General features: G+C 62.1%; 9 protein-coding genes. 1 reads left to right on the top strand and 8 read right to left on the bottom strand.

All coding sequences use genetic code 11. The features are described from left to right. Window positions 1–88 precede the first annotated feature (88 nt). Window positions 89–1,414 (top strand): amino-acid N-acetyltransferase, encoded by a 1,326-nt coding sequence (argA, locus tag ACJ8PN_RS21635; RefSeq protein WP_015378910.1) that lies wholly within the window; start codon window positions 89–91, stop codon window positions 1,412–1,414. A 37-nt stretch (window positions 1,415–1,451) separates the two neighbouring features. Here argA and recD read toward each other — a convergent pair whose 3' ends face one another. The 8 genes from recD to ACJ8PN_RS21595 all read right to left on the bottom strand — a co-directional run bounded on the left by recD (window position 1,452) and on the right by ACJ8PN_RS21595 (window position 15,245). Continuing rightward, complete coding sequence (gene recD, locus ACJ8PN_RS21630; protein ID WP_351109289.1) at window positions 1,452–3,302, bottom strand: exodeoxyribonuclease V subunit alpha; 1,851 nt, start codon at window positions 3,300–3,302, stop codon at window positions 1,452–1,454. Beyond that, complete coding sequence (gene recB / locus ACJ8PN_RS21625; RefSeq protein WP_351109291.1) at window positions 3,299–6,859, bottom strand: exodeoxyribonuclease V subunit beta; 3,561 nt, start codon at window positions 6,857–6,859, stop codon at window positions 3,299–3,301. The genes recD and recB overlap by 4 nt, the downstream gene beginning before the upstream one ends. Further along, window positions 6,856–9,744 (bottom strand): pitrilysin, encoded by a 2,889-nt coding sequence (gene ptrA / locus ACJ8PN_RS21620; RefSeq protein WP_442535212.1) that lies wholly within the window; start codon window positions 9,742–9,744, stop codon window positions 6,856–6,858. The genes recB and ptrA overlap by 4 nt, the downstream gene beginning before the upstream one ends. Window positions 9,745–9,976: 232 nt before the next feature. After that, window positions 9,977–13,348, bottom strand: a complete 3,372-nt coding sequence (gene recC / locus ACJ8PN_RS21615; protein WP_351109295.1) for an exodeoxyribonuclease V subunit gamma — start codon at window positions 13,346–13,348, stop codon at window positions 9,977–9,979. 32 nt (window positions 13,349–13,380) lie between these two features. Next, window positions 13,381–13,737 carry a prepilin-type N-terminal cleavage/methylation domain-containing protein gene (locus ACJ8PN_RS21610; protein ID WP_216625077.1) on the bottom strand — a complete coding sequence of 119 codons (357 nt, stop codon included), beginning with the start codon at window positions 13,735–13,737 and terminating at the stop codon, window positions 13,381–13,383. Beyond that, on the bottom strand, window positions 13,727–14,173 hold the full coding sequence (locus ACJ8PN_RS21605) for a YgdB family protein (RefSeq protein ID WP_351109297.1): 447 nt from the start codon (window positions 14,171–14,173) through the stop codon (window positions 13,727–13,729). Before ACJ8PN_RS21605 ends, ACJ8PN_RS21610 begins: the two co-directional genes overlap by 11 nt. After that, window positions 14,170–14,748: a prepilin peptidase-dependent protein gene (locus tag ACJ8PN_RS21600; protein ID WP_351109299.1), complete on the bottom strand. Its 579-nt coding sequence runs from the start codon at window positions 14,746–14,748 to the stop codon at window positions 14,170–14,172. Before ACJ8PN_RS21600 ends, ACJ8PN_RS21605 begins: the two co-directional genes overlap by 4 nt. Continuing rightward, window positions 14,742–15,245 (bottom strand): prepilin peptidase-dependent protein, encoded by a 504-nt coding sequence (locus ACJ8PN_RS21595; RefSeq protein ID WP_171454655.1) that lies wholly within the window; start codon window positions 15,243–15,245, stop codon window positions 14,742–14,744. Before ACJ8PN_RS21595 ends, ACJ8PN_RS21600 begins: the two co-directional genes overlap by 7 nt. Window positions 15,246–15,301 lie beyond the last annotated feature (56 nt).

The raw sequence follows: 15,301 nt of genomic DNA, 5'->3' as shown, positions 1-15,301 counted from the left end.
CGCTTCATGACGATTTCCCACTTGCCATCGGCGCAATAAAAGAATAAAAATACAAAAATATCGTATAAATATGCAAAGAGGTTTGGCCGTGAAGGAACGTAGTACAGAGCTGGTGCAAGGATTCCGTCACTCAGTCCCCTATATCAACGCCCACCGCGGCAAGACGTTTGTCATCATGCTCGGCGGGGAAGCCATCGAACACGAGAATTTCTCCAACATCGTCAACGATATCGGGTTGCTGCATAGCCTGGGCATTCGCCTGGTGGTGGTTTACGGCGCGCGGCCGCAGATCGACGCCAATCTGGCGCAGCATAACTATGAGCCGATCTACCACAAGCATACGCGCGTGACCGACGCCCATACGCTTGAGTTGGTCAAGCAGGCGGCCGGTTTATTGCAGCTGGACATTACCGCCCGGCTGTCGATGAGCCTCAACAACACGCCGCTGCAGGGCGCGCACATTAACGTGGTCAGCGGCAACTTCATCATCGCGCAGCCGCTGGGCGTCGATGACGGCATCGACTATTGCCACAGTGGCCGCATTCGCCGCATCGATGAAGAAGCGATCCATCGTCAGCTCGACAGCAACGCCATCGTGCTGATCGGCCCGGTCGCGGTTTCGGTCACCGGCGAGAGCTTCAACCTGACTTCGGAAGAAGTCGCGACTCAGCTGGCGATCAAACTGAAAGCGGAAAAAATGATCGGTTTCTGCTCCTCGCAAGGCGTGACCGACGCAGAAGGCAACATCCTTTCCGAGCTGTTCCCCAACGACGCGCAGAAACGCCTTGAAGAGCTGGAGGAAGGCGGTGACTACCATTCCGGCACAGTGCGCTTCCTGCGCGGCGCGGTGAAAGGCTGCCGCAGCGGCGTGCGCCGCAGCCACCTGATCAGCTATCAGGAGGACGGCGCGCTGGTGCAAGAACTGTTCTCACGCGACGGCATCGGCACCCAAATCGTGATGGAGAGCGCCGAACAGGTGCGCCGGGCGACGATCAACGACATCGGCGGTATTCTGGAACTCATTCGGCCGCTCGAACAGCAGGGTATTCTGGTGCGCCGTTCGCGTGAACAGCTGGAGATGGAGATCGACAAGTTCACCATTATCGAACGCGACAACCTGACCATCGCCTGCGCGGCGCTGTACCCGTTCCCGGAGGAAAAAATCGGCGAGATGGCCTGCGTGGCGGTGCATCCCGATTACCGCAGCTCTTCGCGCGGCGAGATGCTGCTGCAGCGGGTGGAAAACCAGGCGCGGCAGATGGGATTGAAGAAGCTGTTCGTGCTGACCACCCGCAGCATCCACTGGTTCCAGGAGCGTGGATTCACCCCGGCGGAGGTCGACGTGCTGCCGATGCAGAAACAGGCGTTGTACAACTATCAGCGCCGTTCCAAAATCCTGCTGGCGGATCTGTAATCTCCGCGGCGCGGCCATTGCCGCGCCCCTTCAACGCTTATTCCGTTGCCTGCAGCCGTTCAGCCAATCCGCTGCGGCGCTGGGTCGGCATACGAATGGCCCGCAGCAGTACCGCGTCCGTGGCGTACAGTGAGAGCTGCTGACGCGCACGGGTGATCGCGGTATAGACCAGCTCACGCGTCAGCACCGGCAAGAAATGGTTCGGCAACACCAGAACCGTATGCTCAAATTCCGATCCCTGGGACTTGTGTACCGTCATGGCATAGGCGGTTTCATGCGCCGGCAAACGGCTCGGCTGCACCGACTTGATGCTTCCATCAGGCAGTTGGAAATGCACGCGCAGCTCGCCGCGCTCATCCGGCAGCGTAATGCCGATATCCCCATTGAATAACCCCAGCGCGCTGTCGTTGCGGCCGATCATCACCGGCCGCCCCCGATACCAGCGGCCGAGAACGCCCGGTTTGCGGTCGATCAGACCGGCGCGCTGCAGCCCGAGTTCAATACGTTCATTCAGGCCGGCAACGCCAAACGGCCCTTCACGCAGCGCGCACAGCACCTGGAAGCGGCTAAAGGCCGCCAGCACCGCCGCCGCATCCGCGCCCTCGGCGGCCAACCGCAAATAGTCGCGGTAGCCCGCCACGCACGCGTCCAACAGCGCCTGATACTCTTCGCTCGTCGCCAGCGCATAACCCGCGACATCGCCGAAACGGCCGTTTAATGCCGCCAGCGCGCGATCCCCAGCACCGGCATTGACCGCCAACGCCAATTGACCGATGCCGGATCGAGCGTCAAAACGGTAGCTCTTGCGCAGCAAACACAGGCTGTCGCGCACCGCCGCTTCCGCGTCGGCCTGCTGCCCTGCGAGCGAACAGCCGGTCAGGCGGCTCAGCTCTGCGGCACGCGCATCGCTGTATCCCTGCTCGGCAAAACGGCAAATGTCCCCCAGCACCGCGCCGGCCTCCACCGAGGCCAGCTGATCGCGATCGCCAAGGAAAATCACCCGCGCCCGATCGGGCAGCGCGGCAATCAGGCGCGCCATCATCGGCAGATCGACCATCGAGGCCTCATCCACCACCAGCACATCCAAATGCAGCCGGTTGCCGCGGTGATAGCGCATGCGTTGACTGTTCGGCTGCGCCCCCAACAGGCGGTGTAACGTCGCCGCCTCCGTCGGGAACAGCGCCTGCTGCGCCGGGGTCAACGCCAGCTGACGGCTGGCGCTGCCAAGCGACTCCGTCAGACGCGCCGCCGCCTTGCCAGTCGGCGCCGCCAGCTGAATGCGCAAGCGCGCGCTTTCATCCAACTGCACCAGCGCCGCCAACAGCTTGGCGACGGTGGTGGTTTTACCGGTGCCCGGCCCGCCGGAAATGACAGCAATGCGCCGCGTGGCGGCTACCGCGGCGGCGATCTTCTGCCAATCGGGTTCGTCGCTCGCCGAACCGAACAAGCGGTCGAGAATAGTGCGCAGTTCAGCCTCCGGCACCGCCAGCGACTCGCCTTCGCCGCCGATAAACGCCGCCACTTCACCTTCGTTTTGCCACATGCGCTGCAGATACAAGCGCGGCCCGCGCAGCACCAGCGGCGTAGCATCGCTGCCGTCCCCGACCGCAGCGCTGGCCGCCAGGCGCTGCTGCCAACGCTCGCTATCCGGTCGCCCGGCCGCCTCCCACACCGCCAGCGCCAGCGCCGGTTGGCGCCCTTCAAACAGCGTATCCGCCTGCAGCTGCTCCAGCATCAGACAGACGTGACCGGCCCCCGCCTCTGCGCTCAGGCAGGCGGCGGCCAGCAAAATATCGGGTTCGTCTTCGTTCGCCACCACGCGGGCGAACTGCACGTCCAGCGGGCGCAACACGCCAAGCGCCACCGCCTGCTCCAGCAGTGCGATCATGATCCATCCTCCGTCGCAGCAGCCTCGCCGCTGAACAAGCGATCCATCCCCGCCACCAGCTCAAACTCGGGAAGACAGGTGAAAATGCCGTTGCCCGGGTGCGCCGCATCCACGCCGCGCAGGAACAGATAAATCACCCCGCCGAAATGGCGCCGGTAATCGTAATCCGGCAGCCGATGACGCAGATAACGGTGCAGCGCCAGCGTATACAGCTGATATTGCAGATCGTAACGATGCTCCGCCATCGCCTGCTCCATCGCCGGCCGGGTATAGGCGCTGCTGTCTTCCCCCAACCAGTTGGACTTGTAGTCCAGCAGGTAGTATTTGCCCTGCCAACAGAACACCAGGTCGATAAAGCCTTTCAGCATGCCCTGCACCTGATGGAAATCCAGCGCCGGACAGCGGGCGGAAAGCGGATCGTAACGCTTCACCAGGGCATCGAGCTCCTTCGCCTGCAACAGCCGGTTGATCGGCAAATAGAACTGCAGCTCGGCCTGCTTGTGCTGCGGCGTTAGCGCCGCCAGCGTCACGCCGCTGCCATCGAGCGGCGTGTTGAGCAATACCTGCATCCACGCCAGCAAAATCGGCTGCCAGTGTTCAGCAAATCCTTGCTGTTGCAGCTGTGCCAGCAACCACTGTTCATCCAACGGCTGGGTGAAGTCCAGCGTTTCGAACAGGCTGTGCAGGAAGGTGCCGGGCGTTGCGCCGCGCGGGAAGGTATGCGGTGTGAGCGCTGGCTCACTCTCCTCACTCCGCTCCCCCGCAGCGTCGACATCCAGACGCGGCAACAGATCCTGCATCAGGCTCGCGCCGTGCTGTTGCAAACCGGTATAGCTGGTCACCCGCCAAAAATCCTGGATCCGCCGGGTAAAGCTTTTCGCCGCCAGCGCTTCGGCCAGTGCCGCCTGAGGGTGCCAGGGTTCTTCGTCCGGCGGTTCAACCAGCGACACCGCGATACCCCCGCCTGCCAATTGCTGCAGCCGCTCCTGCAGGTACACGGCGTCGCCGGCCTGCCCGCCCTGCACCAGATAACCCAATGCGCTGCGGTGCAGATCGGTATCGCCCTGTTTCTTGCGCGTGCCCTGGAACAGCGGCGCGATGCCGATGCTGCAGTGGTACACCGAGCGGGTCAGCGCCACGTACAGCAGACGCAGATCTTCCGCCAAGCGCTCCTCCTCCGCCCAAGCCTGGCTCTCTTCATTGGCGTCGAGATCCAGCAACGCCTGGAAACTGTGGCGATCGTGATACAGCGCCTGTTGCTGCTGGCGGAAGTTGCCGACGAACGGCAGCCACACCAGATCGAACTCCAGCCCCTTGGACTTGTGAATCGTGATCACCTGCACCAGATGCCGGTCGCTCTCCAGCCGCAGCTGCTGATTGTCGGACTGGCGATTGGGCTGGGCGATCTGCTGCGCCAGCCAGCGCACCAGCGCATGCTCGCTGTCGAGCTGCGCCGCCGCCTCTTGCAACAGCTCCCCCAGATGCAGCACGTCGGTCAAGCGACGCTCGCCGCCGGCGCTGGCCAACAGGTTCTCCGCCAGCTGACGCGCTTTCATCAGCTCGCTCAGCATCGGCAACACGCCGCGGCGCAGCCAGAGCGTGCGGTAATTGTCGAATTCGTTAACCAGCGCGTCCCAGGCGCGCTCATCGCGGCTCAGGCCGTCCAGCGTCGGCGCGTCCAGCCCCATCAGCCCGGTGGCCATGGCGCTGCGCAGCGTACGCTCCTGCTCCGGCGCCAACACCGCCTGCAACAACCACAGCAGGTCTTTGGCCTCCGGGGTGTCAAACACGCTGTCGCGGTTGGACAGGTAGACCGACGGGATAGACAGCGCGCTCAGCGCATCGCGCACCAACGCCGCCTCATTGCGGCTGCGCACCAGCACCGTGATATCGGAGGCTTGTACCGGCCGTGACGCCTTGCCGCTCTGCAGCCGTGCCAGGCCCTGCTGCCCGGCGCTGAGCCAGTCGCGAATTTGCGTGGCGCACAGGCGCGCCATCAGCTGTTGGTAATCACTTACACCCACGCCTTCCCCCTGCTGCAGCCAGAACTGCATCGCCGGCTGCGGCGTGCCGTGCAATTCAAACGCCAGCCCTTGGTTCTTTTCCGCCGCATTAACCTTAATAAAGGGGATCTGGCCAAACAGGAAAGGCTTTTCTACCTGAGAAAACAGGTGATTGACGCTGGCAACCATCGACGGCGACGAGCGCCAGTTGGTCTCCAGCGTATAGTGGGCGCTCACCTCTGAACGCGCGCGCATGTAGGTAAAGATGTCGGCGCCGCGAAAGGCGTAAATCGCCTGCTTGGGATCGCCGATCAGCAGCAGGCCGCAATCAGGCCGGCCGACGTAAAGTTTTTGGAAAATACGGTATTGCTGCGGATCGGTATCCTGGAATTCATCAATCATCGCCACCGGGTATCGCTGGCGGATCGCCTGCGCCAGCTGTTCGCCGCCGCCGCTTTGCAGGGCGCCGTCCAGCCGGCTGAGCAGGTCATCAAATCCCAGTTCGGCGCGCTGGCGTTTTTCCTGCTGAATGGAGGTGCGGATCTCGCTGAGCGCACGCGCCATGATCAGGTCGCGCAGCGTCAAGGGTTCATCGAACAGCTCATCTATCGCCGTGAACAGCGCATGCCGCGGCGGCTCGCCTTTCTTGGTCTTCTCCAGCAGCACCGACTGGCGAAATTTATCCAGTTCCTTCGGCAGTTGGTAATCCTGAGTCTCCTGCCCGCTCCATTCGCCGACCTTGTTCAGCCAGTTCGGCAGGTGTTTACTGCTGTAGCTGCGCTTATCGACGCCGGACTGGGCGATCAACGCCTCCAGATCGCCCGCCTCCGCCCGCCATTGCGCCTTGATGGCGTCGATGCGCGCGACGATCTGCTCGTGGCGCATCAGGACGGTTTCTTCGTCCTTCGGCGGCCGACGCAGCGCCGGTGCTTCGCCGTGCAGGTAACCGGAAAGATCGGCCAGCAACGCTTCCGGGCCGCTCCACTCCTGGCTGACCGCACGCGCCACGCCCAGCGGCAACGGATAGCAGTGGCGGCGCCAGAAATCGGCACAGGCCTGCCGCCGCAGCGGCAGCTCGTCCTGCACCAGCGTTTGTTCAAACAACATGCCGGACTCGAAGGCGTTGTGCGTCAGCATCCGTTGGCAAAAGCCGTGAATGGTGTAGATCGCCGCTTCGTCCATTTGCCGCTCCGCCGCCAGCAACTGTGAGGCGGCGTCGCTCAAATCGTCAATTTCTTCCATCAGCGCCGAAAACAGCAGATTTTTGCATTCCGCGTCTTTACCGCGCACGCAGGCGATGCGCAGCCCGTGGATATTGTCGCGAATGCGCCCGCGCAGCTCCTCGGTGGCGGCCTCGGTAAAGGTCACCACCAGGATTTCTTCGACCGTCAGCGGGCGGGGAAACGCCGCGTCACCGCCCAACCCCAGCAGCAAGCGCAGATACAGCGCGCCAATGGTAAAAGTTTTGCCGGTGCCCGCCGACGCCTCGATCAGGCGTTCGCCAAACAGCGGCAACGACAGCGGCTCCAGCCTCTGCGGGGCAATTTCCATCATGGTGTTGCCACTTTACGCGGCAAGATCTGCTGCAATGCAGACGCGTTCGGATAGGTGACCCAATCCTTAGGCGCCGCGTAATCCGCCTTGTCTTGCCCGCTGCCGCTAACCTGCGACAGCACCGCCAGCCCCTGTGGCTGGATCACCGCCTGGTGGAAATAATCCGCCAGTTTGGCCGGCGTCAGCTGTTGCACCTGCGCGATCAGTTTCTGACGAGTATCGAAGGCGAAGTTGCCGCGATCGAAATCGTTGGCGAACCGGCTGGCCTCTTCGCTCAGGGTTTGCGGCCGCTGTTTCAGCTCATTGATGAGCGCCTGTTTGTACTGTTCAAAGTCCGCCTCGCTCATGTCGCGCAGGCGTTTCTCGGTTTTCGGGTAGAAATCCTGATAGCGCTGGTACAGGTAGGCCGGCTGTTTGCTGTTGCTCTGCAACAGGAAGCCTACGCCCCATTGGCGCCCCACCGACATCGGGAAGGCGAAGACCGCGTACCCCAATTGCTCCTGCGTGCGCAGCTGGCTGTAAAACCACGGCTGAATAATCTGCCCCAGCAGCGAACTGTAGGCCATGCCGGTCACTTCGTCGTAGCCGGTCGGCACATAAACCGCCGCCAGCGCCGAGTCAGTGCTGCTGCCCACCTGTTGCAGGTTGGCCAGATGATCCTTGTCCACCACCACGTCTTCGCCGTGCCACCATTCGCTCCCGGTACAGCCCAGACGATGTTTCAGCGTCGACGCCAACGTGTCGACTTGCTGCTTGCTCATGTTGCCCACCACCAGCAGCTCCGGCGTGGCCTCGGCCAGCAGGCTGTCGCGATAGGCCAGCACGTCTTTCAGCGTTAACGTCTTCAGCACTTCGCGGCGCTCGCTGCGTTCGGAATACGGCACGCGGGAAACCATCTGCACCGGCTGAATGGCCAGCTCAAACGCCTTGCCCTTCTCGGCGGCGTCCAGCTGCTCCAGATACCAGGATTTGGCTTGCGCCAACTGATCTTCCGTCGGCGTGAAGCTGGAATAGCCCTCGATCAGCGCCGTCAGCAACTGCGGCAAACGCTGGGTGAAACCGTTGGCGTTAAACATCAGACCGTTGTTCGGCGAGGTCGAGAAGCTCAGCCCACCAACCGATGCCTGATAGCTCAACTGATCCAACGCGAGGCCGGCCAGATAATCCGTCAGCGAGAACAGCACCTGATTGCGCGCGGAATCCATGGTTTTGGCGTTGCGGAAAGCGACGGTGACGTCGGCCTTCGGCTCGTCGGCGAAGTAACGACTCGGCATGTACAACACACGCAGGCCGGGTTTATCCACCACCATTTCCGGTTTTTTGAACTCGTGCGATGGCTTGGTCAGGGTAAAGTCATCCGGGATGTACGGGTTGAGCGCCGGCAGCGACAGGGAAATGCCGCTCTCCAACTGCTGCCACTGCGTAAAGCGCTGCGGCGTGATTTTGTCGACCTGGTAAGGCGCGTTGACGAAATAGGCCATCTTGTTGTGCGGTTCATCCGGGCTGACGAACCAGATGCGCGCGTTTTGCGGCGTCATGGCGTCCAGGCGTTCGGCGATCTCCTTAGGATCATAACGGTCGGCCAGATAAGGCGCGTCCAGCGCATGCTCAACCGGCACGCGCAGCATGGTGTCCACCAGCCATTCGATATAGTCCATGTCGCGCGTGATCGAGGGATAACGGAAGTCCAGGTTCAGAACATGCGAGATTTCATCGAAGTAGCTCTGCTTGATGCCCTCGCTGCGCAGCATTTTCAGGTAGTTGAAAATGGCGGCGACGACCTCATCGCGCTGGGCCAGGCCTTTGTCAGTGAGTGAAACGCTGATGGCGAAGACGCCGCCGTTGCGATCCACCATCGGATCGGCGCCGGCATTGATGGCGTCCGCCAACCCCTGCTTCTGCAGCCAGTCAGACAGGGTGTTTTTGCTGCGGTTGCCGATCAGGTAGCTGATGTAGGTATCGGTTTTGCTGCGAAACGCGGCGCTGTTGTTATCGATGCGGAACTCGACCTTCAGCTGCTTGCGCGGCTGCGCCGGCACATAGTGAATGATGATGCCCTGCTGTTCCGGCGTGACGGCCGGCACGGTGATCGGCGGCACGCTGGCGTCATGATTCGGCACGCGGCCAAAGGTTTTCGCCGCAATGTCAGCCAACTGCGGCAGCGACTGATTACCGTACAAAACGCCCATCATCAGATTGGCGGAATAGTAACGCTTATAGAAGCCGGTCAGTTCATCGTGCAACTTGCTGTCCGGCTTGTCTTTCAACGTATCGAGATTGCCGCCGGAGAAGCGCGCGCTCGGGTGCGCCGGGTTAAGGGTTTCCGCGCCGACCTGCGCCATGCGCATGCCGTCGCGCGAACGCGCCATCGTCAACTCGGCGTTCACCGCGTTGCGCTCGCGATCGGCATTGCCCGGATCCAGCAGCGGCTCGGCAATGGCGTCGGCCATGCGGTCGACCGCCGGCTCCAGCGCGTCATTTTCCACTTCCAGATAGAAGGCGGTGCGATAAGAGGCCGTGCTGGCGTTGTGGCTGCCGCCGTGCTTTTTCAGGAATTCGGACAGGTTTTCCGGCTCTGGATAGCGTTTGGAGCCCATCAGCACCATATGTTCCAGATAGTGCGCCAATCCCAGTTGGCTGTTCGGATCTTCGAGCGACCCAACCGGCAATGCCAGCGCCGCCAGCGATTTCGGCGCCTGGGCATCGGACACCAGCAACACCGTCATGCCGTTAGCCAACTTGATTGCTTCATACTGACGCGGATCGTGTTCGCTCTTGTTGATCTTCTCCGTCAGCGGTTGCCATCCTTGCGCGGCCCAACTCAACGGTGCCCAACACATAGCCAATAATACCAGCCCGGTGATACGGGCCAACTGTCTGCGCATGTCCAAAATAAACCCCTATTCTGACGTCGCTACGCCCACTCCCTGACGTTGGCGACGTGCATCAAAACCACATAACCAAATCTGTACTCGCCGGGTTCTTCGCCAATGTGGCGGCCCGAAACACGGCGTGTATATGCCTGTACGTTATGTAAGACCGGGAATCACCCCAATGGTTGAATATAACCTTCGTTATTTTTACCACCTCCCGCCGTACAGCACCACCGGGGGATTGTTACCCCAGATTATGTCGCGCCACCGGCAGCAGATAACGCTCTGTTTCGGCCAGTATTTGTGCTAAGTATTCATTATCCAATTGGCGGAATACTCGCTGCACGTAGGGATCTTCCCCTTCTCCGGGAATGCGCTGATCGCCCTGCCAGGCCTGCAGCAATTTGGCGCGTGCCTTAATTTGCGCTTCTTCCTCCCAGTCGATTTGCTGCGTTTCCGGCAGATAACACTGGCTCAACCATGCCCAGCCGCTCTTGTTCAGCAACAACAGCGGCTGGCTCAGACCGCGCTGATAGCCCGCCAGCAGTTCCGCCAGCTGCGCCTGTGCCTCTTCAGGCGCCAGCGCGGCAAAGCGCCAGGCGGAGTTCTTGCGGCCGTAGATGCGGCTCTCGCCGGTGCCGCCGGCGCGGCAGTACACCAGGTGCTCCAGCCACAGCAATATGCCGTCCACCGCCGACAACGTGGCGGGCCGCCAGCGCAACAGGCCGTCATCCTGCACCTGATGCAGCCAGCCGCTGAGACGTACGCCGGCAATATCGATATCCAGCTCCAGGCTATGGCTCTCTGCGCGTTCCGCACGCACCTGTTCGGCCAGTTCGCTAATCTCTTCCTGCTGCTTTTGCCAATAGATCTCGCCGAAGGCGCCATAGGGCAAGCCGCCGGCGGCACGTACCCGCTGGAACAACCGTTCGGGATCGTCACCGTCGATCAGGGTATTCAGCAGTTGGCTGTTGAACTGGTAGCGGCTGAGGTTATCCAGCGTGAAGGGCTCTTCGTCCGGCAGCTCGGTCTCTTCCAGAATAAAACTGACGCCCAAACGCAGCTGGAAAAACGCGCGAATCGGATGGCGGTAAAACCGCAGCAGCTCCTCCAACGCTATTTGCTGCAGCGTTTCGGCGGGCAGCGGCTGGTTGAAGGCCGGGTGCGCCGCACCGCGCCCGTCGGCGGCGGGCAGCCACTCGGCGGCATAGCTTTGCGCTTCCGAGCCCGGCAAAAAATTCTCGGCGGCGAACGGCATGCGCGCATGCCACTTCAGCAAGTGCTCACCAACCCGCCGGGCGCTATCGTCTGCGCTGAGTTCCTCATCTCCCGGCAGGCAATAGCTTTGCTCCAGGTACTCAAGCAGCTCAGTGACCAGCACCGAAGGGTAGCGCGGGCTGTTGTCCTGAATGGAACGGCCGATGAAGCTGATATATAGCCGCTGCTGAGCGGACAAAATCGCTTCCAGGAACAGATAGCGGTCGTCATCGCGGCGGCTGCGGTCGCCGCGTTTGACCTGCTGCGCCATCAGATCAAAGCCCAGCGGCGGCAGCGTGCGCGGATACACGCCGTCGTTCATGCCCAGCAGACACACCACCTTGAACGGAATGGAACGCATCGGCATCAGCGTACAGAAGTTGATTTGCCCGGCGAGGAAGCGCTGGCTGATGCGCTCCTGATCGAGGCGCGCCGCCAGGTCGTCGCGCAGAATGGTCAACGGCACCTCATCGGGATAGCGCGCCGCCAGGCCAAAATTGATGGCCTGCTGCCACTGCTGTTCGATCAGCGCCAACACCACTTCGGTGTCGCTGTCCGCTGCGAAGAAGGCATCCAGCAGTTGCCGACACAGCGGTAACCACGCCTCGAGCGAGCGCGCTTCGCTCAAGACTTGCCGCCAATGGCTCAATTGGGCCAGCAGATCCGCCAACTGCCCCGCCAGTTCGGCGACCAACCCGCTCGACTCGTCGTAAGGCAAAATGCCCTGCCAATCGCCGGCGTTGCTGTCCATCGCGTAACCGAGCAGCATGCGCGTAATGCCGAATCGCCAGGTGTGCTGGCCGGTGGCGGGCAGATCCAGTTCGCGCACGTTATCATCGTCCAGGCCCCAGCGCACGCCGGATTCACCGACCCAGTGACGCAGCAGGCGCAGCCCCTCTTCGCCAATGGCGAAACGGGCGGCCAGGGCCGGCACCTCCAGCAACGCCAGCACCTGTTCCGAGGTAAAGCGGCTTTGCGGCAAATCGAGCAGTGAGATGAACGCCTGCAAAGCCGGATGCGCCTGTCGCGCTTTACGGTCAGAAATGGCGAACGGCAGGTAGCGCTCGGCGGGAGCATTGCCGAACACAGCCTGAATATAAGGCGTATAGCTGTCGATATCCGCCACCATCACGATGATGTCGCGCGGCGTCAACGCGGGATCCTGCGCGAGCATGGTCAGCAGTTGATCGTGCAGCACCTCCACTTCCCGCTGTGGGCTGTGACAGGCGTGCAGGCTGAGGGAGCGGTCGTTCTCATCAAGCGGACGTTTGCTGAAGCTGCTTTCCAGCGTTTCCGCCGTGATGCCGATCACCGCGTGATCTTCCAGCTCCAGCATATCGCGTTGAACGGCGTGCAGCATGGTATCCGCCGGGATATCGACAAAGGCGTCGACCTCTTGCGCCCCTTCCATCTGCGACAGCAGGTAAAGGTGATCGCGCCCGAGCTTGCCCCAGGAGGCCAGCAGCGGGTTACTGAGCTGCTGCTGCCCTTCAGCGTCAAACAGACGCGCCGCGTCAGCCGGCTCGCGAAACAGCCCTTGCTCGCACGCCTGATGATAGTGACGGCGCTTGCGGCTCTGCAAGCGGGCCAGGAAAGCGTAATCCTGAATGTCGCCCCAGTAATAACGACAAGGGTTGGTGAACATCAGGTGGATGTCGATATGCCGCCCCAGCGCCTGCAACGCTTCCAGATAGACCGGCGGCAACGCCGAGATGCCGCAGATAAACACCCGCGGCGGCAAACCGGGCGGGCACGTTGTTGCCTGCTCCAGCGCGTGGATAAAGCGGCTGTACAGATTGGCGCGGTGCCATTCCGGCTGCCCCAATTCGCGCGTGTACTCCACCAGCCGCGCCCAGAGCGGCGCCTGCCACTGCTGAGCCTCGGGCAGACCGTCGATGCGTTCGCCGCGCTGCCAGCTCTCCAGCCACTGCGGGCGATAAACCAAATACTGGTCGAACAGGTCGGCGACCCGGCCGGCCAATTGATGGATTTTTCGCTTGTCGCCGTCATCGGTGAGATAGTGCTGCAGTGGCGCAAACGCCGGCTGGGTCAGCATCTCCGGCAGCAGCCACATCAGCTTCCAGGTCATGGCGTCCTTGCTAAAGGCGCTCTCTTTCGGGATATCCGGCAATACGCGGGTGAACATGTCCCAAATGAAGGTCGCCGGCAGCGGAAACGCGACATTGGCGGCGATACCGAACTGTTCCGCCAGCTGCATCTGCAGCCATTGCGCCATACCGGGGCTCTGAACCAGCACCACTTCCTGTTGAAAAGGATCGGCCAACGGATCTCTGGCTATCAGCGCGCTGGTCAGCGTTTTCAATAAATCCAGCTGATTGGAATGATAAACCGTGAACATGATGGCTCCTTTAAAACAAGATACGTACCGGCTCAAAAACGGGTGCAATACCAGCGGCTCAGCGTCGCCCACTGCCGTTGCGGAGTTTGTGCTCTGACCGTCAATCGGCGGCAATCCGCATCCGCGCCGTCGAACGCCGTCTCGCGTCGCCAGCCTTCCGGCAGCGGTTCGGCATCGAGCCGACCGGTGACGGCGAACGCCTCCAACTGCTGATGCGCCATCACCCAGGCTTGCCGGTAGTGCCACTGGCGCTGGAACGACTGCAACAGCACCTGATGATACTGTAACAAGCCCAGCAGCGACACCGAGAACAATAATGCCGCCACCAACACTTCCGGCAGGCTGAAGCCGTTGCGGGATATCCGCGCTGCCCGAGCGTTAGCCGTCACAGTCGGCCAACCTTTTCTCGGGGCAAAAATCCAGCCGATCGCCCGGCTGCGCTTGCACCCTGCCGACCGATTCCGCACCGTCAAACGCGCCCCATTGATACAGCCAAAGCGGCTCACCGCCGCGCATCTCACCAAGGCCGCGTATCGTCACCATGCCCGCTCTGGCTGACAGCCGAGCGCAAGCCGTCAGTTCCACGCGCTGCCTGCATAACCAGGCCGCCGCACTCAGCTCGGCGCGCGGCCAACGCTGGCTCATGCCCCAACTCAGCGCCGAAGCGGCCTGATTGTAAGCCTGGAGGTAGCGCTGCTGATCGGCGGCCAGTAACAGCGCGTTATCCAATTGCCGGTGCTGGGCATTGAGCAACATCAACCCCAACGCCAGCAGCAACATTACCGCCGCCAAAGAGCTGCCGCCTCGCTGGCTCCGCCGGTTCATGGCAACGCCGCCATTTCGACGCTCCCGCTCAGGCTGCGCCTGATACGCGCATCGCCGACAGAGCGCCCCGCCAGAGTCAAACGGGCCAGCGCACCGCCATGCTCCCCGCGCTCTATCGCCACATGAAACCGCTCAATGCGCACTTCGTCCTGATCGAGCAGCCGCTCCCAACCGCCGCCGTCGCATTGGCTTACGCCGCGCTGCCCTTCCAGGCCGCCATTGCGCAGCCGATAACCGAAATAACCTGCATCCTCGCCCGAGGTGAGCCATTGCCCGCTGCGGGTGATGTCGTAGGCAACGATAACGCAGCTGCCCGCCGCTTCTCCCGCCGCCTGGCCGATCAGCAGCGGGTGGCCGGCGCACTGCCCGGCACAGAAACCGGCACGGCGCAGGTCTTTCTCGATGCCGAACGCCAGTTGCCGCAGCGTTGACTCCAGTCGAAAATGCTGGCCGACGGCCACGTTTTGCTGACGCAACAGCGGGTAGGTTTTCGCGGCGCCGAGCGCGATCACGCTGCCGAACACCAGCGCCAACATCACCTCCGGCAAGGTAAAACCGCGTTCGACAGTCAGCATGGCGCGATCCCCCTTATCCGGAGCCCTTCGCTGCACAAACGCAGCCGCCCTCGGGCGGACAGCACCAGCCGCAGGCCGCCTGCCTCGTTGCTGAGCAGGATGTGCCCCGCCTGCGCGGTATTGCGCAAGCCGTAAAACCCGATCTCTTTGTCGGTGTAGCCGCTCAAAACGACGTCGCGGTAAGACGGTGAGAAAACGGAACCCTCGGCGGAAGCGCAATCCGGCGGCGGCACACCGCCGCCCAGGCACCAGGGCGTGCCATTTTTGAACCACAGCAGCGTCGTGCGGTTGCGCCAGTTGGCGTCCGCCTGCAGTCGCAGCAAAAACGCCAGCAGCTGCTGGGCCGTATGTTCCAGCCGCAGCGCTTGCTGATGATAGCGCCATTGCCCGACGCCCCAGCCGGTGAGCATGCCGGCGATCAGGATCGCCGCCAATAGCTCAATTAGCGTCATGCCCCGTTGGCGATCATCGATGTTCGAGAGCGTATTGTCGTTCATGCCGCCAGTGTAAGGGCCGTAACAACGCGGTAAAGCCGCATGCGCAAGCCTTGCGG

Source organism: Serratia sp. CY76391, from assembly GCF_052166695.1.
In the GTDB taxonomy this organism is placed as follows: Bacteria; Pseudomonadota; Gammaproteobacteria; order Enterobacterales; family Enterobacteriaceae; genus Serratia; species Serratia nematodiphila.
Note: the sequence above shows the minus strand (reverse complement) of the source record. Positions and strands in the feature narration are given on the sequence as shown.

Excerpts from the sequence above, each read along its gene's own strand:
- recD (WP_351109289.1), bottom strand. The coding sequence starts at position 3,302 with ATGATCGCACTGCTGGAGCAGGCGGTGGCGCTTGGCGTGTTGCGCCCG.
- ACJ8PN_RS21605 (WP_351109297.1), bottom strand. The coding sequence starts at position 14,173 with ATGAACCGGCGGAGCCAGCGAGGCGGCAGCTCTTTGGCGGCGGTAATG.
- ACJ8PN_RS21595 (WP_171454655.1), bottom strand. The coding sequence starts at position 15,245 with ATGAACGACAATACGCTCTCGAACATCGATGATCGCCAACGGGGCATG.
- recC (WP_351109295.1), bottom strand. The coding sequence starts at position 13,348 with ATGTTCACGGTTTATCATTCCAATCAGCTGGATTTATTGAAAACGCTG.
- ptrA (WP_442535212.1), bottom strand. The coding sequence starts at position 9,744 with ATGCGCAGACAGTTGGCCCGTATCACCGGGCTGGTATTATTGGCTATG.
- ACJ8PN_RS21600 (WP_351109299.1), bottom strand. The coding sequence starts at position 14,748 with ATGCTGACTGTCGAACGCGGTTTTACCTTGCCGGAGGTGATGTTGGCG.
- recB (WP_351109291.1), bottom strand. The coding sequence starts at position 6,859 with ATGATGGAAATTGCCCCGCAGAGGCTGGAGCCGCTGTCGTTGCCGCTG.